The sequence below is a fragment of the Kineosporia corallincola genome, from assembly GCF_018499875.1.
Taxonomy (GTDB): Bacteria; Actinomycetota; Actinomycetes; order Actinomycetales; family Kineosporiaceae; genus Kineosporia; species Kineosporia corallincola.
In genome coordinates, this window is record NZ_JAHBAY010000004.1 from 102,608 (window position 1) to 125,571 (window position 22,964).

At 71.3% G+C, this 22,964-nt stretch carries 30 protein-coding genes; 21 read left to right on the forward strand and 9 right to left on the reverse strand.

Going from position 1 to position 22,964, the window contains the following annotated elements; translation table 11 throughout:
- Nucleotides 1–71 precede the first annotated feature (71 nt).
- On the forward strand, nt 72–815 hold the full coding sequence (locus KIH74_RS10635; protein ID WP_214155679.1) for a metallophosphoesterase: 744 nt from the start codon (nt 72–74) through the stop codon (nt 813–815).
- Here the strand turns inward: KIH74_RS10635 and KIH74_RS10640 are convergent.
- Complete coding sequence (locus KIH74_RS10640) at nt 812–2,428, reverse strand: aminotransferase class I/II-fold pyridoxal phosphate-dependent enzyme (RefSeq protein WP_214155680.1); 1,617 nt, start codon at nt 2,426–2,428, stop codon at nt 812–814. The genes KIH74_RS10635 and KIH74_RS10640 overlap by 4 nt on opposite strands.
- A gap of 43 nt (nt 2,429–2,471) precedes the next feature.
- On the opposite strand from KIH74_RS10640, the gene KIH74_RS10645 reads away from it, so the two are divergent.
- The 10 genes from KIH74_RS10645 to KIH74_RS10690 all read left to right on the forward strand — a co-directional run bounded on the left by KIH74_RS10645 (nt 2,472) and on the right by KIH74_RS10690 (nt 8,040).
- On the forward strand, nt 2,472–3,005 hold the full coding sequence (locus KIH74_RS10645) for a CGNR zinc finger domain-containing protein (protein ID WP_214155681.1): 534 nt from the start codon (nt 2,472–2,474) through the stop codon (nt 3,003–3,005).
- Between the two features lie 48 nt (nt 3,006–3,053).
- Nucleotides 3,054–3,857: a hypothetical protein gene (locus KIH74_RS10650; RefSeq protein WP_214155682.1), complete on the forward strand. Its 804-nt coding sequence runs from the start codon at nt 3,054–3,056 to the stop codon at nt 3,855–3,857.
- A gap of 239 nt (nt 3,858–4,096) precedes the next feature.
- A complete protein-coding gene (locus KIH74_RS10655; protein WP_214155683.1) occupies nt 4,097–4,588 on the forward strand; it encodes an FBP domain-containing protein in 492 nt (163 codons plus the stop codon).
- A gap of 106 nt (nt 4,589–4,694) precedes the next feature.
- Nucleotides 4,695–4,931 carry a hypothetical protein gene (locus tag KIH74_RS10660; protein ID WP_214155684.1) on the forward strand — a complete coding sequence of 79 codons (237 nt, stop codon included), beginning with the start codon at nt 4,695–4,697 and terminating at the stop codon, nt 4,929–4,931.
- Nucleotides 4,921–5,247: a type II toxin-antitoxin system PemK/MazF family toxin gene (locus KIH74_RS10665; RefSeq protein WP_214155685.1), complete on the forward strand. Its 327-nt coding sequence runs from the start codon at nt 4,921–4,923 to the stop codon at nt 5,245–5,247. Before KIH74_RS10660 ends, KIH74_RS10665 begins: the two co-directional genes overlap by 11 nt.
- A 32-nt stretch (nt 5,248–5,279) precedes the next feature.
- On the forward strand, nt 5,280–5,882 hold the full coding sequence (locus KIH74_RS10670) for a SigE family RNA polymerase sigma factor (RefSeq protein ID WP_214155686.1): 603 nt from the start codon (nt 5,280–5,282) through the stop codon (nt 5,880–5,882).
- Nucleotides 5,879–6,445: a hypothetical protein gene (locus tag KIH74_RS10675; RefSeq protein ID WP_214155687.1), complete on the forward strand. Its 567-nt coding sequence runs from the start codon at nt 5,879–5,881 to the stop codon at nt 6,443–6,445. Before KIH74_RS10670 ends, KIH74_RS10675 begins: the two co-directional genes overlap by 4 nt.
- 77 nt (nt 6,446–6,522) lie before the next feature.
- A complete protein-coding gene (locus KIH74_RS10680) occupies nt 6,523–6,900 on the forward strand; it encodes a hypothetical protein (protein WP_214155688.1) in 378 nt (125 codons plus the stop codon).
- Between the two features lie 11 nt (nt 6,901–6,911).
- Nucleotides 6,912–7,682 carry a L,D-transpeptidase gene (locus KIH74_RS10685; protein ID WP_214155689.1) on the forward strand — a complete coding sequence of 257 codons (771 nt, stop codon included), beginning with the start codon at nt 6,912–6,914 and terminating at the stop codon, nt 7,680–7,682.
- A gap of 187 nt (nt 7,683–7,869) precedes the next feature.
- Entirely contained in the window at nt 7,870–8,040 is a 171-nt protein-coding gene (locus KIH74_RS10690; RefSeq protein WP_214155690.1) for a hypothetical protein, read from the forward strand.
- A gap of 6 nt (nt 8,041–8,046) precedes the next feature.
- Here the strand turns inward: KIH74_RS10690 and KIH74_RS10695 are convergent, their stop codons facing one another.
- Both KIH74_RS10695 and KIH74_RS10700 read right to left on the reverse strand, forming a co-directional pair.
- Complete coding sequence (locus KIH74_RS10695) at nt 8,047–8,727, reverse strand: HAD family hydrolase (RefSeq protein ID WP_214155691.1); 681 nt, start codon at nt 8,725–8,727, stop codon at nt 8,047–8,049.
- Between the two features lie 11 nt (nt 8,728–8,738).
- On the reverse strand, nt 8,739–9,761 hold the full coding sequence (locus tag KIH74_RS10700) for an acyltransferase family protein (RefSeq protein WP_214155692.1): 1,023 nt from the start codon (nt 9,759–9,761) through the stop codon (nt 8,739–8,741).
- 332 nt (nt 9,762–10,093) lie between these two features.
- Here KIH74_RS10700 and KIH74_RS10705 point away from each other — a divergent pair, with 332 nt between their 5' ends.
- Nucleotides 10,094–11,476 (forward strand): hypothetical protein, encoded by a 1,383-nt coding sequence (locus KIH74_RS10705; protein WP_214155693.1) that lies wholly within the window; start codon nt 10,094–10,096, stop codon nt 11,474–11,476.
- Between the two features lie 30 nt (nt 11,477–11,506).
- On the opposite strand, the gene KIH74_RS10710 is transcribed toward KIH74_RS10705, so the two are convergent.
- On the reverse strand, nt 11,507–11,818 hold the full coding sequence (locus tag KIH74_RS10710) for an effector-associated constant component EACC1 (protein ID WP_214155694.1): 312 nt from the start codon (nt 11,816–11,818) through the stop codon (nt 11,507–11,509).
- A 186-nt stretch (nt 11,819–12,004) separates the two neighbouring features.
- Between KIH74_RS10710 and KIH74_RS10715 the strand changes: the two genes are divergently transcribed.
- Complete coding sequence (locus KIH74_RS10715; protein WP_214155695.1) at nt 12,005–12,382, forward strand: hypothetical protein; 378 nt, start codon at nt 12,005–12,007, stop codon at nt 12,380–12,382.
- Between the two features lie 581 nt (nt 12,383–12,963).
- On the opposite strand, the gene KIH74_RS10720 is transcribed toward KIH74_RS10715, so the two are convergent.
- Nucleotides 12,964–13,269, reverse strand: coding sequence for a hypothetical protein (locus KIH74_RS10720; RefSeq protein ID WP_214155696.1), 306 nt, complete (start codon nt 13,267–13,269; stop codon nt 12,964–12,966).
- 3 nt (nt 13,270–13,272) lie between these two features.
- The gene (locus tag KIH74_RS10725; protein ID WP_214155697.1) at nt 13,273–13,542 is read right to left on the reverse strand and encodes a hypothetical protein; all 270 of its coding nucleotides are present in this window, start codon (nt 13,540–13,542) and stop codon (nt 13,273–13,275) included.
- A 141-nt stretch (nt 13,543–13,683) separates the two neighbouring features.
- On the opposite strand from KIH74_RS10725, the gene KIH74_RS10730 reads away from it, so the two are divergent.
- Together KIH74_RS10730 and KIH74_RS10735 are read left to right on the forward strand one after the other, a co-directional pair.
- On the forward strand, nt 13,684–13,998 hold the full coding sequence (locus KIH74_RS10730; protein ID WP_214155698.1) for a Het-E N-terminal domain-containing protein: 315 nt from the start codon (nt 13,684–13,686) through the stop codon (nt 13,996–13,998).
- A 22-nt stretch (nt 13,999–14,020) separates the two neighbouring features.
- Nucleotides 14,021–14,410 (forward strand): VOC family protein, encoded by a 390-nt coding sequence (locus KIH74_RS10735; RefSeq protein WP_214155699.1) that lies wholly within the window; start codon nt 14,021–14,023, stop codon nt 14,408–14,410.
- Between the two features lie 7 nt (nt 14,411–14,417).
- Here KIH74_RS10735 and KIH74_RS10740 read toward each other — a convergent pair whose 3' ends face one another.
- Nucleotides 14,418–15,746 (reverse strand): MBL fold metallo-hydrolase, encoded by a 1,329-nt coding sequence (locus tag KIH74_RS10740; RefSeq protein WP_214155700.1) that lies wholly within the window; start codon nt 15,744–15,746, stop codon nt 14,418–14,420.
- A 206-nt stretch (nt 15,747–15,952) separates the two neighbouring features.
- Here KIH74_RS10740 and KIH74_RS10745 point away from each other — a divergent pair, with 206 nt between their 5' ends.
- The 4 genes from KIH74_RS10745 (at nt 15,953) to KIH74_RS10760 (ending at nt 19,173) form a co-directional block, all read left to right on the forward strand.
- Nucleotides 15,953–16,669 carry a GntR family transcriptional regulator gene (locus KIH74_RS10745; protein WP_372492045.1) on the forward strand — a complete coding sequence of 239 codons (717 nt, stop codon included), beginning with the start codon at nt 15,953–15,955 and terminating at the stop codon, nt 16,667–16,669.
- 120 nt (nt 16,670–16,789) lie between these two features.
- A complete protein-coding gene (locus KIH74_RS38495) occupies nt 16,790–18,256 on the forward strand; it encodes a GGDEF domain-containing protein (RefSeq protein WP_214155702.1) in 1,467 nt (488 codons plus the stop codon).
- 81 nt (nt 18,257–18,337) lie between these two features.
- Nucleotides 18,338–18,520 carry a DUF4236 domain-containing protein gene (locus tag KIH74_RS10755; RefSeq protein ID WP_214155703.1) on the forward strand — a complete coding sequence of 61 codons (183 nt, stop codon included), beginning with the start codon at nt 18,338–18,340 and terminating at the stop codon, nt 18,518–18,520.
- A gap of 95 nt (nt 18,521–18,615) precedes the next feature.
- A complete protein-coding gene (locus tag KIH74_RS10760) occupies nt 18,616–19,173 on the forward strand; it encodes an SRPBCC domain-containing protein (protein ID WP_214155704.1) in 558 nt (185 codons plus the stop codon).
- On the opposite strand, the gene KIH74_RS10765 is transcribed toward KIH74_RS10760, so the two are convergent.
- Complete coding sequence (locus KIH74_RS10765) at nt 19,170–20,840, reverse strand: alpha-amylase (protein WP_214155705.1); 1,671 nt, start codon at nt 20,838–20,840, stop codon at nt 19,170–19,172. The genes KIH74_RS10760 and KIH74_RS10765 overlap by 4 nt on opposite strands.
- A gap of 334 nt (nt 20,841–21,174) precedes the next feature.
- Between KIH74_RS10765 and KIH74_RS10770 the strand changes: the two genes are divergently transcribed.
- Entirely contained in the window at nt 21,175–21,384 is a 210-nt protein-coding gene (locus tag KIH74_RS10770; protein WP_214155706.1) for a hypothetical protein, read from the forward strand.
- A gap of 407 nt (nt 21,385–21,791) precedes the next feature.
- Here KIH74_RS10770 and KIH74_RS10775 read toward each other — a convergent pair whose 3' ends face one another.
- Nucleotides 21,792–22,652: an alpha/beta fold hydrolase gene (locus KIH74_RS10775; RefSeq protein WP_214155707.1), complete on the reverse strand. Its 861-nt coding sequence runs from the start codon at nt 22,650–22,652 to the stop codon at nt 21,792–21,794.
- 61 nt (nt 22,653–22,713) lie between these two features.
- Between KIH74_RS10775 and KIH74_RS10780 the strand changes: the two genes are divergently transcribed.
- Nucleotides 22,714–22,935 (forward strand): hypothetical protein, encoded by a 222-nt coding sequence (locus KIH74_RS10780; protein ID WP_214155708.1) that lies wholly within the window; start codon nt 22,714–22,716, stop codon nt 22,933–22,935.
- Nucleotides 22,936–22,964: the final 29 nt, after the last annotated feature.

Genomic DNA, 22,964 nt, shown 5'->3' on the forward strand with positions numbered 1-22,964 from the left:
GGTGGAGCACCAGGCCAGTGAGCCGGAACCGGCTCTTGGGCAGGTGCCGGGGACGCGTCACCATCGGTGTCGTGATCACCTTCGCGCACATCAGCGACCTGCACATCGACCTGCGGGAGCGGGCCACGGAACGGGCCCGGCGGCTGGTGGCGGCGTTGCGGCCGATGCACGACCTGGACGCCGTGCTGGTCACCGGTGACATCGCCGACCACGGCACGGCGCCGGAGTACGACCTGGTGCGCGAGCTGCTCGAACCGCTGCGGGTGCCGGTGCTGGTGCTGCCCGGGAACCATGACGTGCGCGAGACTTTCGGCCCGGGGCTGCTCGGCCTGCCGTCGTCCGGCCGCGAGATCAACCAGGCCGTCACCGTGGCCGGGGTGGATTTTCTGCTGTGCGACAGTGTGATTCCCCGCCGCAGCGACGGCGAGCTGAGCGACGCCACGCTGAACTGGATGAAGGCCGCCCTGGACGGACGGGAGGGGGACGGCCCGGTGATGGTGGCCTTCCACCATCCGCCGGCGGTGCTGCACATCCCCACCATCGACCGCATCCGGCAGCACGGTGAGCAGCGTCTGGCCGGTCTGCTGAAGGCCCGCCCGGAGGTGGCGGCGGTGCTCTGCGGGCACGCCCACACCGCCGCCACCACGCTGTTCGCCGGCCGGCCCCTGGTGGTCGGGCCCGGCTGCGTGTCCACCACTCTGCACCCGGCCGAGCCCGGCGCGCAGAACGTGGTCAGCCCGGACGCCCCGCCCGGCTATGCCCTGCACGTGCTCGACGACGAAGCCCGACTGGTCACGCATTTCCGCGCGGTCTAGGGGTTCTCGAGCGCCGCACCGATCTGCCGGGTGATCCGGCCGAGCACCTCGGTGCTGGTGGCGAAGTTCAGCCGGGTCCACTCCGGCGCGCCGCCGTAGTCCGGTCCCGGGCCGGCGAACACCCGGGCCCGGCGTTCCAGGAAGGCCGCGGCGTCTTGCCCCGGCAGCGCACCGGAGCAGTCCAGCCAGGCCAGGTAGGTGGCGTCGGGCACCCGTAGCCGCACGCCCGGCATGGTTTTCACCGCCGTGGCCAGCTGGTCGCGGCGCTCCAGCAGGTGTGCCCGCACCCCGTCGAGCCATCCGTCCCCGTGCTCCCAGGCCGCCCGGGTGGCCTCCACACCCAGCACGTTGGCGACGCCGTGGATGTCCGGGGGTTCGCCGTCCCACCGTTGACGCACCCGGTCGGGCCCGATGTGGGCGAGTGCCGTGCGCAGGCCGGCGATGTTGAACGCCTTGGTGGCCGATGTGAGAGTGACGGTGCGGGAGGCAATCTCGGGTCCGAGGGTGGCGAACGGGATGTGCCGGTGCGGGTCGTGCACCAGGTCGGCGTGGATCTCGTCGCTGATCACCAGCAGGTCGTGGCGCAGGGCGAAATTCGCCAGCCGGTGCAGCTCGTCGAGTTCGAAGGCGGTGCCGGTGGGGTTGTGCGGGTTCACCAGAAGAAGCACCCTGGCGCTGAAATCCCTGGGCAGACGCTCGAAGTCGTGCCGCCAGGTGCCGCCGTCGAGCACCAGGGGCAGGTTCAGGGCCCGGCGTCGCATGGTCGGCACGGTCGCCCGGAACGGCGGGTAGTTCGGCTCCTGGAGAATCACCCCGTCACCCGGCCGGGTGGTCAGATCGAGCAGGATCTGGAGCCCGGCCAGCAGATCCGTGATTCCGCGCACCTTTTCGGGCTCGGCGTGCCAGCCGAAGCGCCGGTGCATGCGGTGCGCGAAGGTCTCGGCCAGCGGGTCGAGCCCGTCCGGGTGGTCGGGGTAGCCCAGATCCCCGCGGTCGAGCACCTCCAGCACGGCGCGGCGCACCACCGGCGCCACCGGGAAGTCCATGTCGGCCACCCACGTGGGCAGCAGATCCGGCCCCGGGCGATGCCATTTCACGCTCCGGCGGGCCCGCAGCCAGGTCAGGGACGGCTCAAAATCAGGGACGGCGTGGGCCGTCAACTCGTCCCGCAGTCCCTCCAGCTGGCCGTGGTGCTGCGCCAGCTCCTCGTAGACGTGCAGCAGCACCCCGCCCTGCGTGAGCGGTCGCTCCGGCCCCTGGAACGCCGGGTCGGGCGGAACCGCCGGCGGGTCGTCGCTGCGCAGGTGGGTGAGGTCGGCGAGGAACCGGGTGCGGGCGTCGTCGATCGCGGTGAGCAACTGGGCGGCGGAGCCGGTGGCGGTGAACTCGGCGTCCCGGTCGCGGTCGGTGCGGCGCCCGGCGATCAGTGTGCCGCACCAGTAGTCCATCACCCCCAGGCAGTGCGTGACCAGGCCGAACGGGCTGTTGGCGGTGGGCCGGGGGCGACGGTTGACGTGCTCGTCGCCGAGCTGCCCGACCACCGTGCGGATGCCGTCCAGGGCCCGGCCGACGAAATAGATGTAGTCGTCGTCGGGTACTCGCAGATCGCTCATGCGTCCTCTCTCAGCGGTCGTGGTAACCGGCTAAGATGGTTACATGTTCGTGTACGTCAGCAACAGACCCAGCCTCGATCTGCTCGGCACGCTGAAGTGGCGGCGTGACGTCCCGGAGGAGCAGCTGCACGTGCCGGGCGACCTGAGCACGTGGAGTGCGGGGTCGTCGCTCGGCATCGAGGTGACCGCCGGCCCGGCGGAGCTCGACCAGGTGCGGCAGGCGCGGGAGGCGCTGTACCGGGTGGTGTCGGCCGTGCGGGCCGGGCAGGCCCCGGTCGCGCCCGACGTGGCGCTGCTCAACCGGCTGGCGGCCGGGCCCGGGCCCCGGCTCCAGTTGCGGGCCGACGGCACGGTGTCGCGCACGAGCAGCGTCGAGCAGTTGCTCGGGGCCCTGGTGCGCGACGCGCTCGACCTGCTGGCGGGCCCCGACCTGGCCCGGGTCAAGGACTGCTCCAACGCGCGCTGCACCCGGCTGTACGTCGACGTGTCCCGGGCCTCCAGCCGGCGCTGGTGCGGGATGGCCGAGTGCGGAAACGTGGCCAAGGTCGCCGCCTTCCGGGCCCGGCAGCGATCCTGAGGGGCGATCCGGCTCAACCCGTGGCCCGGCGGAGCCGATGACGAGCCGATGAGCACCACCACGGACGGTGCCCCGGGTGGCACGGCGACCGACGCGGCGACTGGCCCGGCGACCGGCCCGGCCGGCGTCGTGGCGCCTGCGCCGCCGGAGCCCGGCGCACCCGAGACGCCGCCCACTCCCACCACCCGGCTGCTGCACGACATCGCCGAGGAGGCGCCGCTGCGCGACCCGGTGCGCCGTCGCCGGCTGCTGCTGACGGCCGGGATCGCCGTGGTCGTGCTGGCGCTGGTGGTGGGCGCGATGCGGCTGTTCGGGGGGAACGCCGAGGAGGAGCGGGACGCCGCCGCGATCGAGAAGGTGCAGGAGCGGGTGCTGCCCGCGCTGGAAGACCTGCTCGGGTCGCGGGAGACGTTCCTGGCCGCCGAGCGGGACTATCTGACGGCGACGAAGCAGGCGAAAGCCGCGGTCACCCGGCACAACCGGCAGGGCACCGCGCTCCGGCTCGGGCCGCAGCGGGCCGTGCTGGAGCGGGTGGCCTCGCAGATGAACGATCTGCGCACCACCCTGGCCGACGTCGAGGCGCCACCGATCACCGCGGACGCCGAGGACTACCTGCTCAGCGCGGTCGGCACGCTGGCCCGCAACGCGGCGGGCAATGCCGCGGCCCTGCGCCGGGCCGGCGCCGGGAAGGTCCGGCTGGTCGCGGTGAACGACGACAACGCGCTGCCGGCGATCCGGAAGATGAACAAGTCGCTGCTGTTCGTGCTCGACGCGGCCCGGCTGCCGGTGACGGACTTCGACCTGCCCGGCGGTACCGACAAGGACAAGGGCGACCACAGCACCTCGATGTGAGGCGTACACTCGCTCGCATGTCTGGTCTCTCGTGCACTGCGCCCGCTGGGCGTCTGGAGGTTCTCGGCGCCGACCGCGCCGGCACGAGGTAGCCCCGCCCCCCTTGGTGACTTTCACGTTCTGGCTGGTGTGTGCGCGTTTTCGCGTGCCCGGCCGTCACTCCACCACCGTTCAGCGCACCCGTCCGCCGGTTTCCGGCCGCCGGGCCATCAGACATTGAGACTTTCAGGGGCTTCGCCATGCATCCGATCACCGAGAAGCAGATCCGCACCTCGTTCGTGAACTCCACCCTGCGCGAGCGCAGGGAACTCACGCTGCCCGACGACTTCGCCGACCTGGACTGGGACAACCTGGACTACCTCGGCTGGCGCGACCGGAAGTTCCCGAACCAGGGCTACGTGTTCGCCGAGATCGACGACCGGCTCGTCGGCGTGATCATGCGCCGCTCCGACGCCGTGGTGCGCCGCCGGGCCCAGTGCAACTGGTGCGAGGACGTGCTGCTGCCCAACGACGTGGTCTTCTTCTCGGCCAGGCGGGCCGGTCAGGCCGGGCGCAACGGCAACACCCTCGGCACCCTGGTGTGCTCCGGCTTCGAGTGCCCGGCGAACGTGCGGGTGCTGCCGCCGCCGGCCTACGAGGGCTTCGACCGGGAGGCCGCCCGGCAGCAGCGGATCGAGGCGTTGCAGCTGAATGTCTACGCCTTCGTGAGTGCGGTGCTGGCCGGGGAGTGACCTCGCGGTTTGGGGCGAATCCCGGCTTTGGGTAACACTTTGTCGCATGACGATCACGGGGGGAGCGGCCTTGAGCCAAGTCGTATGCACAGTGCATACTCGTAGAGTGAGCGACTACAGCAGCCTGCGGGTGACCCGGAAGAACCAGGAAGCGCTGAACGCGGTCGCCTCGCGCATGGGGGTGTCGGCCGACCGTGCGCTGGGCGTCGCGCTCGCCGCCCTGGACGAGCAGGAGTGGCGCCGCTCGGCGGCCCGGCACGCCGACGAGATGGCTGCCGACGCCGCCGACCGGGCCGAGGTGGCGGCCGCGGCCGCCGACCTGGCCGGCGACGATGAGGGGTAGCGTTCACCGGCTGCGGCGTCCGAAAGATGCTCTGGGGCACGAGCAGTCAGGTCAGCGCTTCGGCGTGGTGGTGCAGGCGACGCGCCTGCTGCACCTGAGTCGCTGGCTGGTCGTGCCCACCTCCAGCAGCGACAACGTCGTGCCGGGAGTGCTGCGGCCGGTCGTCGACTGGGGGAATGGCGAGACGGCTGTGCTGTGCGATGCCATGCAGTCGGTGGATCCGCAGGTCCGGCTCGGGGAGCGGGTGGGGGACCTGACCTTCGACGAGCTGCGTCAGGTGGACCGGGCCCTGGTCTTTCTCCTGGACCTCCCCTGAGCTGAGACCGGGCACAACCTTTTCCCGGGGTCGTGCGTCGTACCGAGGTGATGGTCACGTCCAGGTCAGCGGACGCCGTGCGCGGCGCCGGCGGGGAGGAGCTGCCCGCTCTGTCCTCCGTCGGCGCCGAGGCCGCGGTGGAGATTTTGTTCGACCGGTACCGGCTACGCATGCTGCGGGTCGCGACGGTGCTGGTGGGGGATCCCGTGGTGGCGGAAGACGTGGTCCAGGACGCGTTTCTGGCGGTGCACAGCAGCTGGGGGCGGATCCGCGACAAGGACGAGGCCGTCGGCTACCTGCACCGCAGCGTGGTGAACGCGGCGCGGTCCCGGTTGCGGCGGCGGTCGGTGGTGCTGCGGCTGGCCGGGCTGCGGCACCACGACCAGATCAGTGCGGAGGACGCGGCGCTGGGCACGCAGCTGCCCGCCCCGCTGCTGGCCGCGCTGCGGGCGCTGCCCCGGCGCGAGCGCGAGGCCGTGCTGCTGCGGCACTACCTGGACCTGTCCGAGAAGGAGACCGCCGACGCGCTCGGGCTGCGGCCGGGATCGGTCAAGGGCTACGCCTCGCGGGGGCTGGCCAAGTTGCGCACGGTGCTCGGCACCGGCGCTCCGGCCGGGAAGGAGGAACAGCGATGACGGACGACGAACAGCTCGCCCGGCGGCTTCGCGGCATGCTGGACGAGGAGCTACGAGACGTGCAGCCGAGCGCCGGAGCCCGCGAGCGGCTGCGGCAGGGGATGCGGAAACACCGGCGCACCAGCTGGTTCCGGGCCCCGGTGCTGGTTCCGCCGGCGGTCGCGGCGGTGATCGCGGCCGTGCTGCTGACCGTGCCGGCCCTGCTCGGACGGCAGGAGCAGACCACGGTGGTGCCGGCCGGGCCGCCGGTCGGCACCACCGTGGCACCCACCCCGCACCCGGTCACCACGCGGACGCCGGAGCCGACGCGGGAGAGCGCCCCGGAATCGGCGACCCCGACCACCACCCCCACGGCCGCCCTCACGGCCGACCCCACAGCTGACCCGGCCGACCCGACGACCGGCCCGGAGGGCACCTCCACGGCCACCGACCCGGCGACCACGGCGGAGAGCACGGACGCCGTCGTCCGGTCGCGGGTGACCTCGGAGTCGGCCACTCCGGAGACGACCGCCCGGGAGACGACTGCTCGGGAGACGGTGGAGGCCACTCCGGGCGGCGAATAGCATTTGCCCTGTCGCACAACCTTTCGTCCGGTCCGGGAGTCGTACAGGCGTTGATCCGGTTTTCCTCAGGAGGAAAGATGTTGCGCAGGAGCAAACTGGCGATGTCGGTCGTGATGGCGGGCGGGCTGCTGATCGCCGCCGCGGGCACGGCCACGGCCGCCGGGCGGGATGCCGAGCCGACGCCGGCGACGACCAGCGTCCGCGCGGGCGTCACCCGGGCCCCGGCCACCACGCCCACCGCCGTCGCCGAGGAGACGGCCGTGCCGACCTCGCCCCCGGCCACCGCCGAGCCGACCGGAACCCGTTCCGCCACAGACGACATCGAGACCACCTCGGTGGCCACCACGCCGGTGACCCGGCCCTCCGCGGCGACCACCGTGGACCCGCGGCCCCGCGAGACCGCCGAGGCGTCACCCGCCCGCCCGGTTCCCGCCGACCCGAGCTTCACCGGCTGATCCTGGTGCGCATGATCTTTCGTGGTCGTCCCGCCGGGCCGCCGGCCCGGCGGGGTGTCCCGCAGATGCTGACGGCCGCCGTGATGGCCTGCGGTGTGCTGATTTCCGGGTGCTCCTCGTCGTCCATGGCTGAGGAGAGCCCGGATCGGACGCAGAAGGTGAGTCAGGCCGAGAACCCCGCCGCGACGGGCAGCCTGGTGGCGACCGCGACGGTGGACACGATCCAGGTGCACGGCACGGCGGGTGGGCCGGTGACCCGGACGCTGGCCAATCCGATCGCCAGTGGTGGCCCGCTGACCTTTCTGGTGATCGGTGAGCAGGGGGACCGGCTCCAGGTGCATCTGCCCACCCGGCCGAACGGCGCCACCGGCTGGATCGACGCCGGCCAGGTGAAGCTGACCACCACGCCGTACCGTCTGGTGGTCTCGATGGCGGAACACCGGCTGGAGGTACTCAAGAACGGTGAGAAACTGGCGGAACATCCAGTGGGAGTGGGAAAGTCGACCACCCCGACCCCGCCGGGCGAGTACTACCTGACCGAGCTGCTCCAGCCGTCCGACCCCGACGGCGCCTACGGGCCCTACGCCTTCGGCATCTCGGCGCACTCGGAGACGCTGAAGAAGTTCGCGGGCGGCCCGGGCCAGCTCGGCCTGCACGGCACGAACGAGCCGGACCGGATCGGCACCGACGTGAGCCACGGCTGCCTGCGGCTGTCCAACGAGGTGATCACCGAGCTGGCGAAGACCCTTCCGCTCGGCACACCGATCGAGATCCGGGCCTGAACCGGCGGTGGGGCATCGGGATCCAGACGCCCGTCACGAGCCGGGCTGAAGCCGGAAGGGGTGCCTTCACCCGGCCGGCGTAGAAAGGATGCGAGCGGGATACGCCGTTGGGTGGCCGGCTGCTCCGGCCGGGTGGTCCGGGGGCCGGGGTGACCACAACCGGCTACGTGGCGTACATGATTGAGCCATGGACGAACTCAGCCGCATGGCCAGCACGCTGGAGGCCTGTGCCCACAAGCTCGAGGTGTTCTCGGCCCGGCTGCGGGCCGACGAGCTGTTCTCGGACCTGCGCCAGCACCCCGACCTGGCCTACCTCGACACCCAGCTCGACGGTTTCTACGGGTCGGAGCAGCACTAGGCTCGCTCAGGCGCGGAAGACCCGCGCCAGCGTCGTCATCCCGTCGACCCACGCCTGGCCCGTGTGCGGGCCGGCGGCGGGCGGCGGGGTGTCCAGCAGGGCCACGGCCTCCACGCCGGCGGCCCGGGCGGCCAGCATGTCGCTGGAGGAGTCACCGATCATCGTGGTGGTGACCGGGTCGGCGCCCAGCGCCCGGACGGCTCGCAGCAGCGGCGTCGGGTCGGGCTTCATCAGCCGCGGGTCCGGGTCGCGCCCCTCCACGTGTCGCACCAGGCCGGTCAGCTCGTGCCGCTCCAGCAGGGCTCGCACCGCCTCGGCGCCGTTGTTGCTGACGATCGCGACCGGCCGCCCGGCCTCCGCGCAGGCCCGCAGGAAATCCACCGCACCCGGCGTGAGCGGTGCCAGCTCCGCCGCGTCCACCTCGGCGTCGCGCAGCGAGGCGTCCACCCGGGCGGTCAGCCCCGGGTAGATCTCCGCCACCCCGTCGAGCAGGTCGAGCGGGTCGTCGATGCCGTCGAGCTCCTCGTCCACCGGGCCGTCCGTCAGCGCGCCCAGCTCGTCGAGCAGGGCGGCGGCGATCACGTCGGGCGTGAGGACGGCGAACAGGTCGCAGACCGGTCCGTCGAAGTCGAGCAGGACATGCTCTGTCGCGGTGGCGAGCCGGATCAGCTGCTCTTCGTCGTCCATGAACAGGCAGCCTAGGACGAGACGGTGGCCGCGGCGGGTGCGTGCGCGGGTTCTCGCAGGTCGATCACCGACCGGCGGTGGAGGACGGCGACAACCCCACAGATCGCGGCCGTGAGCAGCAGCCCGGCCGCACGCTGCCAGAGACCGGGCAGGGCCAGCTGTTGCAGAGGCCTGGTGACGAACGGGTGGAACAGGTACACCCACAGCGACTGTTGTCCCATGAACACCAGCCAGCCCTGCACCGGGGTGCTGAGCGCCGACAGCAGCGACGGAACGGCCGCCACCAGGCTGAGATTGAGCACCAGGAAACCGATCGCGGCCGGCCAGGCGCCGCCCTGGTACGAGCCCACGTAGAGCATCGCCCCGAGCGCTCCGGGCACCAGCAGCCACGGCCGGGCCCGCGGGGTGTGCACGTTGCGGGCGGCGAACCCGGCGACGAACCAGATCAGGTAGCTGAAGTAGCGGGCGTCCACCAGCTTTTCGGGAAGATGCGGGATCTGGCTCGCCAGCGGGGTGCCCCAGGCCAGCCAGCCGGCCGCCGCCACCAGGGCCAGCAGCAGGTGCGGCCGGGGCAGTCGCACGGCCAGCCAGGCCAGGCTGATCATCGCGAAAAGCACCGGCACGTACCAGAGATGCCATTGCGGCAGGGTGAGCAACTCGATCGTCGACCGCACCGGGTGGTTCAGTGAGAACGAGCCGAAGGTGGCGGCCCAGAGCGCGCTGACGATCAGCCAGGGGGCGAGCATGCGCCGGGCGTAGTCGGACAGCAGCCGCGGATAGTCCCGCTGGCGCAGGCGTTCGGCCCGCAGCAGGTAGCCGGACAGGAACAGGAACGGCGGCATGTGGAACCCGTAGATCAGCCACTTGGTGAAGCTCTGGCCCACGCCCTCGGCATAGGTGTGGCCGAACACCACGAGGATCAGCAGGATCGCCTTCAGCTGGTCGGGACCGGCCGAGCGGGAGCCGGGAACCTGGGCCGGCTGCCCGGCCTGTTCCGCGCGTGAAGCCTGGCCGGGCAAGTGCCTTCGGGCCACGTGCCTGCCTGCCGACTGCGCCGACTGCCTGACTGGCACGCGTTCCTGCTCTCCTCACGCACGGTGTTCCGGACCGGGTCACGCTAACGGTTCGGCTCCCGGAACCGCACATCGCCCCGCCCGCCCTCGGGGCCCGCCGTCCTTCGGCCCGTCGCCGGGTCGAGAGCGGATCTCGTCCCTTCGTCGGAGACCCGCCGGTAGGCCCCTGCGAACCGGGTCCGGGTTCTACGGTGGGGGACCGCCGGGGGAACGGGCCGCCCGGTCGGCGTCGCACGTGTGAGCCGTGCGCAGAAGGTGCGCGCGGAGGGTGCCGTACAGGGAAGGTGCCGCAGATGGAACGGGACTCGACGGTGCTGACGAGGCTGCTGGGCGTCGTGGCCGGTGCCGCGGTGCTGGCCGGGTGCAGTGGTGACCCGGCCGCGACCGGCCAGGTGCGCCCGGCCATGGGACAGGTGGCCCAGGTCGGCCCGGCCGCCCAGGTGATGCAGACCGGCATGGTCGGTGCCGCCGGCGGCCGGGTGCTGGTGCCGGGTGGGCCGTCCGTCGACGTGCCCGCCGGCTCGGTCAGCGGCGACGGCAGGCTCACCGTGCGCAGGGCGGGACCGGGCCACGCGGCGCCGGCCGCGCCCTCGCCGTTCCTCGGGGTGCTCGACGCCTACGAGATCTCGCTCGAGGGAGCCCGCCTGACCGGGCCCGTGCGCCTGACCTTCCCGGTGCTGATGCAACCCCTTCCGGCCCGCGCCGACGCCGACGCGGCGGCCGTGCTCGGGCACTTCGACCCGGTCTCCGGCAGCTGGAAAACCGTTGCGGCCGACTACGACCCGGACCGCGCCACGATCACCGCCGAGGTCTACGAGCTGGCCTGGTGGAACGCGTTCGGCTGGGACTTCGCGGCGCTGCGCAACGCCGTGGCCGGCGCCTACCGGCAGGCGCTCGCGGCCACCGCCGTGGCACCCTCCTGCCGGGACGAGTCCGAGGCCCTGGCCACCGGGGTGCGGGTGCGCTCGACCGGCAGCGACCGGATGCGCTGGTGCTACGGCCTGGACGAGGGCCGGCCGGTGCTAAGGGTCACCAACACCCAGGGTTATCCGGTCAGTGTCAGCCTGCCCCGGGCCTGGCGCTCCAGAACAATGGTGGACGGCGCACAGCTGGCAGCCGGGCTCGGCGCCGTGCGCACCACCCGGGGTGGCACCGAGACCCAGCTGCTCACCGGCGGTTCCACCCTCGAACTGCATCCCGGCGTGCTCAGTCCCGGCGGCACGGTGACGGCCCGCAGCAGTGGTGCCGGGTTCCTGGCCGCTGCTCTCACCTTCGCCCGCGACACCTTCGCCATGACGATGCGCGGCGTGCCCGGCGCCCCGGTGCCCAACGCCCAGGCCACCACGCACGCGCTCGACGCGGTGCTGGACGGCGACTGCCTGCGCGGGCGCACCCACCGGGCGGTCGACGGTCTGGACGCCGCCGGCGCCGCCGTGCTGCGGGCGCATGCCGTGGCCTTCGGCTGCCTGCGCCCGGCCTGGCAGGAGCAGTACCGGCTGGACGGGCGCACCGGCGACTTCGTCGGCGTCGCGCTGACCTGGCTGACCACCGGCATCCCGGTGCTGATCGACGGGGTCACCGGCATCGCGGACGGCGTCGTGTACACCGCGCCGGACACGATCCGGGTGCGTGCGGCCGAGCCTGCCCAGCAGATGGTGATGCTCGGCGACCGCTGAGCCCGCCGGAGTCGGGACCGGTCGGACCGGTCAGGGACCGAGCACCTCACGCAGCAGTTTCTCGTGGTCGGCGATGTTGGCCACCGACACCTCCACACTGCCGTCCGGTCCGGTCACGTTGATCCGGACGTCGCCGATCCTGGTGCTGATCCAGGTGCTCAGGGCGTCGGCCAGCACGGCCGGCGTGCCGTCGTCGGGCAGCGAGACGGACAGGTCGCCGGGTCCGGACGGCTCGCGGTGCACCGGCACCCCGCGCAGCTGTGGTTCGAGTTGCAGCCAGTTCTCCAGGGACGCCAGCAGCTGTTCCTCACGCTGGCCCCAGACCGACATTCGCACGTGCATGGTTCCCCCTCGCGTCACGTGATCATGGATGGTAATCCCGAAGATCGGGCTACCGACCGGTTGGGACGAGAACATGGCGCATTCACAGCCCGCCGTCGCGGAAGTGCGTTTTTACTACGCTCTGCTACGGTTTCAGAGCTCACCGACCTGAGCATCCGTCCGCCTGCCCGCTAATCGGAGCTCACGGTGATCGCGCTACTTCTCGACCTGTCCAACATCCTCGGCGGGCTGCTGCTGGCCCTGCCGCTGCTGCTCGCCCTGCCCAACGGTGACCGGGCCGGTGGATGGATCTCGCGGCTCGATCCGTACGCCTGGATCGTCGGGGTCGTCGCCCTGGTGACCAGTGGCTACTACCTGATCGTGCACCTGGTGTCGGGTCCGCACCTGTTCCACTTCGAGGTGGTCGGCCTGGCCGTCGGCGTCATCCTGCTCTGGGACCGGCTCACCGGGCGGCAGCCGCTGCGCCGGGAGAACGGAGACCTCCAGGGCGCCGGGCTGATCCTGGCGATCTTCGGGGTGATCGCCGTGGTGGTCGGCCTCCAGGGGCTCGTCACCCCGAACTGACCAGCGACCGGCCGGAACCGGACTCCGGGCAGGCGATCTCAGGGGTTGATGGGTATCAGGGGCCGGTGGTCTCCGAGGCCGGGTGACCTCAGGGGCCGGTGGGGACGAATCCGGGGCATCGGCGTACGCCCCCACCGGCGATCATGGGTGTTCCGCAGCGGCGACCGGCGGAGGTGATCCGGCTCGGACGCCGACCGTGCGCGTGGTGCGCGCCGGCCGGAACCGGCGATGCTACCCCCGTCGGCGGCAGTACCGGGAACCGGTGTTGCCTTGCGGTGTTTCATGCAACAAGCTCTTCGGGTCGTGCGCGATCGGGGCGGGAGAAACTTCGCAGCCGTGGGGAGGTCACGTCAATCGCCGAGGCCGAAGGCCGAATCCGGAACTTGACGGCGAATTAATGGCCTGGATTTTGGTTATCCATGCACCGGCTCCGACGACGTGAGGCCCGGCCCGGAATGCGTGGCCTGGGCAAATGCGCCGCGGCGCGCGGCCGTCGGGCGCCGGGCGTGCTGGGTCACCCGTGCGGTTATCCCACGGGCGTGAACGGTGTGACGCGTGGGATCGAAAAACTTGAAGTGCGGCTAACCCCGGCTTCCGGTCAGCTCCCGGTACAACGGTTCCCAGCGCTCCCGGCGCGCTCCGGCGGACTGCTCCCACCACGGGGTGCCGCGCTCGCCGAGCGCCACCTTGGCCCGCTGCACCCGGTCGCGGGCATCACGTTCGGCCCCCGGGTCGGCGGACTTCAGCGCCCGCCCGACAGCACGGCGGGCGTCCATCAGCTCGTGCCGCAGCACCTCGGACACCTCCGGCGGCAGGTCCGGGTCGGTGGCCCGCCACTTCCTGCCGTCGATGACCACGTGGTGGCCGTCCGGGGTGCGATCCGGCACGGCTCAGTCGTTCTCGACGATGGTCGCCGCCACCTGGCGCAGTTGCCCGCCGTCCGGCTGGTAGGTCTCGGCGATGTCGCGGTGCAGGCCGACTTTCGTGGCCTCGCGCAACTGCGCCTCCACCTCGGTCACGCTCTCCCCGTCGTACCCGTCCTCGACCTTCTCCACCGCGTTGCGCAGGGCGGAGGTGAGCTGGTCCTCCAGCGGTTCGCGGAGTCTCTCGGCCTGACCGAGCGAGGTCTGCGGGTCGAGCTTGACGCGGGGCTGGATCACAACGGCCTCCCGTGACGAATGTGTGGGCGCCAGTATGTGGGCCCGGGGGTGCCACGGCATCCCGGGCCGACGTGCGCACCGGCCGTCCAGCCCAAAGAATGGGCGCGTCGGACCGGATGTCGAAGGGTGATCATGGAAGCGTTGTCGTTGATCCTCACCGCCGTGGTGGCGGGGGAGTCGAAGGCCGATTCGAGCACGATGCAGAGCGAGGTGGCCGACGACTTCACCTCGCTGCGCTCGGCGCTGCACGACCGGCTGGCCGGTCAGGCCGAGGCGCAGACCGCGCTGGAGGACTACATCGCCCGGCCGGAGGAGCACCGCGACACCCTGATCGAGGGCCTGCGGCAGACCGGTGCCACCCAGGACCCGGACGTGCTGCGGCTGGCCCTGAAGGTGATGCAGCGGATCGACCCGGAGGGCAGCGCCAACGGCAACTACGTGCTGGATCCGGTGTGACACAGACCGTAACCTGACGGCCATGCGAATCCACATCACCAGCGTGTTCGTCGACGACCAGCAGAAGGCCCTTGACTTCTACACGGGCAAGCTCGGTTTCGTGCTGAAGAACGACGTGCCGGCCGGCGCCGACCGCTGGCTCACCGTCACCGCGCCGGGTGACGCCGACGGGGTCGAGCTGCTGCTGGAACCCTCGGGACACCCGGCCGTGGCGCCGTTCAAGAAGGCGCTGGCGGCCGACGGCATCCCGTTCACCAGCTTCGCCGTGGACGACTGCCGGGCCGAGTACGAGCGGCTGAGCGGCCTCGGGGTGCACTTCACCCAGGAGCCGGCCGAGATGGGCCCGATGGTGATGGCGGTGCTGGACGACACCTGCGGAAACCTGATCTGCATCGCCAGTTCCACGCCGTGACCGGGCCCTACGCCTGGATCAGTGAGCCCGCGTTCGCGTAGTCGTCCGCGATCCAGACCACCTCGCGACCGGCCCGGCGCAGCAGGCTGGCCGCGATGGCCGAGCGGTAGCCGCTCACGCAGTGCACCCACAGCTCGCCGGCCGGCAGTGAGTCGAGCTCGGTGAGCAGGCGGTGCAGTGGCACGTGGGCGGAACCGGGCAGGTGGCTCGCGGCCCTCTCGTCGTCCCTGCGCACATCGAGCACCACGATGCCCGCGCCGCTCTTCAGCGCTGCGGCCAGATCGGCGAAATCCGCCTTGCGGTACGACTCTTCGCCGGGCACGCCGACGGCCGTGGCGTCGGGCCGGTCGATCCCGATGCGCACCAGCTGGCGCTGGGCCAGCGCTATCTGCTCCTGGCTCTCGCCGATCAGGGTGAGTTCGGCGCCCCAGGGCATCAGCCAGCCGAGGTAGGTGGTGAACTGGCCGCCCAGGTCGATGCTGACGGTGCCGGCCAGGTGCCCGGCGGCGTAGGCGGTGCGGTCGCGCAGGTCGACCACCCACTCGCCGTCCGCGATGCGACGGCGCAGCTCGGCCACGTCCACCGGCTCCGGCACGGTCAGGTCGACCGGGCCCGGGCCCTGCCGGTTCCGCACGCCCATGTGCGCGTAGTACGCCGGGTAGGCGGTCAGCCCGGCCACCAGCCGGGTCACGAACGCCTCCTCGTCCGGCTCCAGCAGGGCGTCGTTCTGCTTCTTCTGCTCGCCGATCGTGCTGGCGGTGCCGCCGACCGAGGAACTGGCCGAGCAGAAGCTGCCGAACCCGTGCGTCGGCATCACCCGCACCTCGTCGGCCAGTTCGTGGGCCAGCCGGTGGGCCGAGCGGTACTGGGCGTGGGTGAGTTCCTCGGTGCGCGCCGGGTCGACCAGGTCGGTGCGGCCCACGCTGCCGAACAGCAGCGAGCCGCCGGTGAACGCGACCGCGTCGGAGTCGGTCTCCACCACGTAGGCCAGATGCGTGTCGGTGTGGCCGGGCGTCGCGATGACCCGCACCCGCAGCGAGCCCGCGGTCAGCTCGTCACCGTCGTTCAGCGGCTGCCGCTCGAACGAGACCGGGTCGGCGGCGTTCACGCCGTAGGGCGCGCCGGTGCGCCGGGCCAGTTCGAGACCGCCTGTGACGTAGTCGTTGTGGATGTGCGTCTCGAGCACCAGGACGCAGGTCAGGCCCTTGGCGCCGAGCAGGTCGAGCACCCGGTCGATGTCGCGCTGCGGATCCACCACGACGGCGCTGGTGCCGTCGTGGGCGACGTAGCTGCGATCGCCCAGCTCACTGGTCTCGATGACGTCAACCTGGATCACGACCGGCACTCTCCCACGTATTGCTGGTACATCCGAATGTCCGTACATTAAACCCGGTGGACGGCGGGGGCAACGGAGAGCGGTAGGAAGTGACGGTGAACTTCACGCACGAGCAGGTCACCGGCACGTCGCCCGGCACGTCGTCCGGTCATGGTGCCTGGGCGGGCTGCATCGACCGCTCCGGCCCGCTGCCGCTGTGGGCGCAGGTGCACGCCGACCTGCGCCGCCGGCTGAACGAGGAGCAGTTCACCTCCGACTTCCCCGGCGAACTGGCCCTGGTCGAGGCCTACGACGTCAGTCGCCACACGGTGCGCGAGGCGCTGCGCCGGCTGCGCGACGAGGGTGTGGTCATCGCCGGGCGCGGCCGCCGCCCGCGCATCGCCACCGGCACCCGCCGCATCACCCAGCCACTCGGCGCGCTGTACAGCCTGTTCGCCTCGGTCGAGGCGGAAGGGCTCGAACAGCGCAGCATCGTGCGGGCTCTGGAGCTGCGCACCGATCCCGAGGTGGCGGCCCGGCTCTCGCTCGGCGCCGGCAGTGAGCTGTTCTACCTGGAACGGATCCGGCTGGCCGGTGACGAACCACTGGCCCTCGACCGGGTCTGGCTGCCGGCCGAACTGGCGAAACCCTTGATGGACGTCGATTTCAGCCACACCGCGGTCTACCGCGAGCTGGAACGGCGCTGTGGGGTGCGGCTCGGCGGGGGAGAAGAGACCATCCACGCCGTGCTGCCCTCCGCCGCGGAACGCGAGCTGCTCGGAACCGGCGCCTCCGTGCCCGCTTTCGCGATCGAACGGCGGGCACAGGGCCCGAACGGCCCGGCCGAGTACCGGCGCACCCTGGTGCGGGGCGACCGGTTCGCGGTGGCGGTGCAGTTCTCCACCGGTGGCGGCTACCGGCTGAACCTCACCGGCACGGCCTGACCCGCCAGGCCGTCGTCCGCCAGGTCGTCGGCACCGTCCGGTCCACGACGGCTCAAGCCGGCCGCCGGATCCGCCGACATCTGAGGTGCGCTCCAGCTCACGGGGCGGATGGGGGCGACCGTGCAGGCATCGGACCGGGCCTCGTGGCGCCTGCCGCCGCACGAGGCCGTGCTCACCCGGATGCGCTGGATCGCCATGGCCGTGGTGCTGACCACGGTGCTGGGCTGCGCGCCGGTTCTGGTGTCGACGGCGGACCGGAAACTGCTGCTGGTCGCGACCCTCGCCGGGATCGCGGTCTCGCTGGTGACGGGGTACCGGCTGGGGCGTCTGCCGATCGCCATGGAGGTCTTCGACGTCCTCTGTTTCGTCGTCGTGCTGGTGTTCGTCGACATCCCCATGGTCGCCTTCGGCATCGGGTTCCAGAACATCTGGTACCGATGTCTTTTCACCGGTGGACGACGCGCCCTGCTGCGCGCCGTGCTCTACGCCGCTGCCTTCGCCGCGGGGGCTCTGCTGTGGGCCGCCGTACAGGTGCGACCGGATCCGGAGCTGGTGCAGGCGTACGTGGTGGCGGGTGTGCTAAGCACCTTTTCGGTCACCTTCCTGGGGTGGCAGCTGGCCGACTCGCTGATCGCCCGGGAAGCCAGTTCCCGCCGCGAGCGGCTGATCTCGGAGACCGGCGGGCTCCTGCTCGGGGCCACCGACGAGGCCCGGATCCGGCAGACCGGCTGGCGGGCGATCGACACGCTGGCCGCGGACACCCCAGGGCTGCGCGCGGTGCGGGTGGCCCGCACCGCGAACGGCCTGGAGTTCGGCCGGGCGTCCGGATTCATGTCCCTTCCACCGGCTTTCGTGTCGGTGACGGATGACGTCGGGCTCGGGTCGCCGCAGATGCGCGGGCTTCTCACCGCGGTGCTGGAGGACGGCTGTGTGTGGGAACTGCTGGTGTACGACGAACTTCCGGGGGTGGCCTTCGCCCTCGGTCATCCGCGCCGGGTGCCGCCCGACGTGGTGGCCACCGCCGCCAGCATCCTGAACCAGGTGCTGCTGGCCCACCGCAACAGCGTGGCCCATGCCGAGTTGCTCAGTCAGGCACTCACCGACCCGCTGACCGGCCTGGCCAACCGGCAGGGCTTCACCGAGGCCACCGGCCGGCTGCTGGCCGAGCCCGGCCTGTTCACCGTGATGTTCATCGACCTGGACGACTTCAAGAACGTGAACGACAACCTGGGGCACGCCGCCGGGGACGACCTGCTGATGCGGGTGGCGGTGCTGTTGCGTGGCCTGGTGCGCGACGGCGACGTGGTGGCCCGGCTGGGCGGTGACGAGTTCGCCGTGCTGCTGAGCGGGACCGACGAGGAGACCGCCCGGCGCATCGCGGGCCGGATCGTGCTGGGGGTCTCGGGTCTGCGTAGCGGGCCGGACGGCGAGTACACGATCGGGGCCAGTATCGGCCTGGTCACCGCCGGGAGCGGCATCGGGCTGCCGGAGCTGCTGGTGCGGGCCGACGTCGCGATGTACCAGGCGAAGGCGCAGGGCAAGGGCCGGATGCAGACCTGGAGGCCGGGTCTGCTGCCGAATCCATGATCCGTCCCGAATTGCGGGGGTGATCAGTTGGCCCAATGGTGTTGTCAACGGGTCGAGCACCGCAGCCGAGGGAGAGAAGACATGCCTTTCACGTTCCGCAAACGGATCAACCTGCTCCCGTTCCTGCGTCTCAACGTCTCGAAGACCGGCACCAGCCGTACCTGGCACATCGGCCGCTGGTCGTGGAACTCCCGCAGCAAGCGGCACTCCATGGACCTTCCGGGTCCGGTCAACTACCAGACCAAGGCCCGCGGCCGCCGCTGAGTCCGCCCGGAGGCCGACGCCCGGCTGCCGTCACCTGTGGTGTGATGGCAGCCGTGCAGACTTCGGGAGCCCCGGTCCGGCATCACACCTTCACCGTGTCACGTGAGTTCGCCGTTGCGCCGTCCCTGGTTTTCCGGGTCTTCGAAGACGACGAACTGCGCCTGCGGTGGTTCCGGATGCCCGGCCGGGGCGCCGGCTACCACCTCGACTTCCGGGTGGGCGGCGCCGAGCGTGCCGGTGCCGTCTTCCCCACGCCGGACGGCGACGAGATCATCGAGAATCGTTCCCGCTGGCTACATATCGATCCCGGGCGGCGCCTGGTTCAGGTGTACGAGACCTTCGTGAACCAGCTCCCGATGTGGACGGCCCTGGTGACGATCGAGCTGTGGCCGGACGGCGACGGCACCCGCCTGGACTGGACCGAGCAGGTCGCCTTCCTGAACTCCGCCGGCGACGGCGAGGCCGATCTTCCCCACCTGCGCGGCGCCACGGTGCTGCGGCTCAACGGCGTGGCGCTGGCCGTCGAGGCAGCACAGGCGGCAAAAGCCCACCGCCCGTCCATGATTCCTGCCGGCAGGCCGGCGGCAGGTCATGGACGGGCGGCAGAACGATCCGGTCCTGGGGCGGCCAGGGCCGGAGACCGGGGTCCCTAGATCAGGGAATCCTTCGTGATGGCGATCGAGCCCATCGCGGGTACGGTGACCGAGGCCTTGCCGTCGGAGCCCACCGTCACCTGCGTGCCGGCGCAGGCCCCGTCGTCCACGCCGCCGGTGACCAGGTCGCAGTAGGTGCCGGCGGCCAGGTTGGTCTGGAAGCTCTGGGTCTTGGCCGAGGAGTTGTTGTTCAGCGAGGTCCAGCCCTTGGTCCCACGGCTGAACGCGATCAGGTTCGAGCCGTCGTCCGACCAGTTCGTCACCGCGGCGTCACCCACGCTGTTGCGGAACTTCACCATGGCGAGCACCCCGGCGTCGCGGTCCAGGCAGTCCCACGCGTCGCTGGTGCAGTCGGTGTCGGTGACCATGCCGTCGCTGCCCGAGGGCGGGGCGTCGTCGGGGGCGGACCAGGCGAATGACGAGTACACCTGCGCCGTGCCGTAGTCGTTGGCCAGGATGAACTGCGTGGCCAGCTTGTTCGTCTTCGCGTTCTTGTAGCTGATCGAGTCGCCGCTGCGGTCGGTGTCGTGGTTCATCACGAAGGTCAGCGACTTGCTCGACGGGATCAGCGTGTCGCCGAACGTCTTCAGCGTCGAGATCTTGCCGGCGAAGGCCTCTTTCAGGTCGACCGAGGCGTCCAGGCCGAGCACGCTGCCGAGCTCGGAGTACGACGCCTGGGACAGCTCACCCTTGCCGCCGAACACCTCCAGCGCCACGTACGGGTCGGTGCCGTCGACGGTCTGGTCCAGCCCGTCGATGATCGCCTGCATGTCGTCGAGCGGGATGTGCTTGGCGGCGTCCACCCGGAAGCCCGAGACCCCGTACCCCAGAAGCTTGTTCAGGTAGGTGTCGATCGCGCCGCGGACGTAGGTGCTCTCGGTCTTCAGGTCTTCCAGGTTCGACAGCCGGCAGAAGTGCACCTGCGTGGCGTTGTCGTAGTCCTCGACGGTGCCGGAGGAGGTCGGGCAGTCGCTGTCGGTGTGGAAGTCGTCGGCGGTGTACAGGCCCGGGTAGTTCGTGGACGTGTACGAGTTGCCGCTGTACGACTTCGGGTTGGTCATGTCGGCGCCGGACATGTGGTTGATCACGGCGTCCACGTACACGTCGACGCCGGCGTCCCGGCAGGTGCTGACCATGCTCTTGAACTCGGCCTCGGAGCCCATCCGGCTGTTCAGGTCGTAACCGGCCGGCTGGTACACCTCCCACCAGGAGTGGGTGCCGCTGTTGAGCTTCAGCGAGTCCTGCGGCGGGGCCACCTGCACGCCGCCGTAGCCGTTCGGGCCGAGGACGTCGGTGCACTCGGTGGCCACCGACGTCCAGTTCCACTCGAACAGGTTGGCGATCACGTCGCCCGAGGTGGTCTTCGCGGCGGCGGTGGTGGTGCTCCCCGACGAGCTGGTCGAGCTGGAGGCGCTCGGCGACGCGGTGGCGGTGGTGTCGTCGTCGGTGGTGTCCTCGGTGGTGTCCTCGGTGGTGTCCGCGGCGCTCGTCGTCGCGGCCGGGGCGGTGGTCGAGCTGGCCGCGGACGAGGTTCGCGGGTGTCCCGCTCTCTCCCCGCGGGGCCAGGCCATGGCGGTGGCGGAGACGCCGATGACCAGTACGGCCGTGGCGCCTGCCACCGTCGCCGTGCGGCGGCGGTTTGCGGAGTTTCCATTCCCGAGATTCACGGCGGTGACCCTAACAGCCGAAAAATCGCCTTTGACCAGGCCATTTCTGAACGACCGTCCAACTACGTGGTGTGGCTTAACCATTGCACCCCCGCGGGTAACCGGCGGCTTTGCAGTGTCGTCGTCGAAATGTCCCGTGGTGCTGAAACCGGCGAATTAGCGCCCGGTTAGCCCTCGTTCCGATGAATGTGAGGGGCGTCACGGCAACTTCTCCGACCCTTCTTGCCCTCGCGTGCATCTCACCTCTCGTAGGGCGGCCGGGCTGCCCTCCCCCTCCGCGAGGGGCGGCCCGGCCTTGAAGGCTGTTCGGCCCGATTGGTTTGAGGAGACAGGCATGCGCAGGACCCGGGGACAGGTGACCATCACCGTGACGATGCTGGCGGTGGCCGTCCTGGCTGTCACCGGATTCAGCGCCGGAGTGGTCTACGCGGCTCCGGCCGCGCCCGAGCCGACCATCTCCGGCGACGCCGCCGCGTCGTTCTGCCCGGTCCGGATTCCCGAGAGGGAGGCCGTGGCCACGGGCGTCCTGCTCGCCGGCTGCTGAGCCGGAATCGGCCGTCGTCGCGGGATCCGGAGTGGAAACCGCGACGTGCTGGGGCATCCGGGCCCGGATCAGGGGCCGGCCCGGATGGAGACGGCGGCGCCGGGGTGGAGTGAGGGCCATCCCGGTGCCGCCGTTCGACCGGACCGTTCCGGGAGTCACGCGGGTCCGGACCCGCCCGGCCTCCGGATATGCGGACCGGCGATCGCGAGAGCACGGGGGTCTTTCTTCTTTTTTGACACCACCCTGGGCGCCTTGCCGGTGTCAAAAACGAAAGCCACCTCCCTGTGGGTCGGGCCGAGGGGCAGTCGTGTCGCAGAGGCGTCGTGTCGCAGAGGCGTCGTGTCGCGGGGGCGTCGTGTCACAGGGGAGGTATGCGCGGGGCAGGTAGCGGCTGAGGTGCGTGGCCCTCAGATCAGGAAGTCGCGCAGCACTTCGCGCAGGCGCGGCACGTTGCCGAGCAGCAGGTGCCCGCCCGACGGCATCAGCTCCAGGCGTCCTTGCGGGATCCGGGCCGTGATCGCCTGCGCGTCGGCGGGTTTCGGAAGCGGTGAATCGACAGCGGTGAGAACGAGGGTGGGCGCTGCGAGCTGTTCCCAGGGCAGCTCGTCGCGCAGTGTCTCGGGAGCGGTGACGGTGTTGTCGAACAGCATCCCGGCCCGGCGGGGCGTCACCGGCAGCATGGTGAGCATGATCTCGCGTAGCTCGGCCCGGCCCGCGGTGTCCAGCCGGTTCCAGGGGATACCGCCGGCCCGGGAAACCAGCCGGGGCGCGAGCGTGGCCAGCCAGGTGGGCACCTCGGTGTGCAGCATCAGGCGGAGGGCGGCCGTGGGTGGCAGCCGCAGCGGGCGTTCGGCGGGCAGCACCGGCGACTCCAGCACGAGTCGCCGCACCCGCTCCGGATGCCGAAGGGCCAGACGCACCGCGGTCGTCGAGCCGGCCGACAGCGACACCACGTCCACGCGGTCGAGGCCGAGGTGGTCGAGCAGCCCGGCCAGGTGATCGGCCTGACCCGAGGTGCTCGCCCCGGCCGGGAGCCGCGACCCCAGGTAGCCGTAGCGGGAGACCGCGATCGTGCGGAACCCCGGCCCCAGCCGCCGCCCGGCCCAGTCCACGGCCTGGTCCCAGCCCCCGTTGCTTCCGTGGACGACGAGAACCGGTCGCCCCCGCCCGATCTCCAGGAACTCCACCCCGTCGTGCACGGCCAGCGGGGCCGGCGGCGTGAGCAGCCTGATGCGGGCGGCCGCCAGGTCGTGCCGGTACCGGTTCATCGTCGTCCCCTCGTCCGCCTGCCAGGATAATCCGGGCGGCAAACGGGAGCAGGAGGCCGTCATGCCGTTCGAGGACTTCGAGGGGTGGCGGCGTGAACTGATGTTCGCCGGCAACATCCTCCAGCGCGACGACCCGCCCGGTGACGTGGATCCCGACGGCCGGCGCTACTGGCGGCTGGTCGACATGCTGGATGGCTCCGAGGTCGGAGGTGGCGCGGGCCGACCGGGACCGACCGGGCGCGTCGAAGCCTTGTGGCGCCGATTGCGCTGGTCAACGGGCTAGGGTCGGGTCCGGACCTGGTGCCATGACTC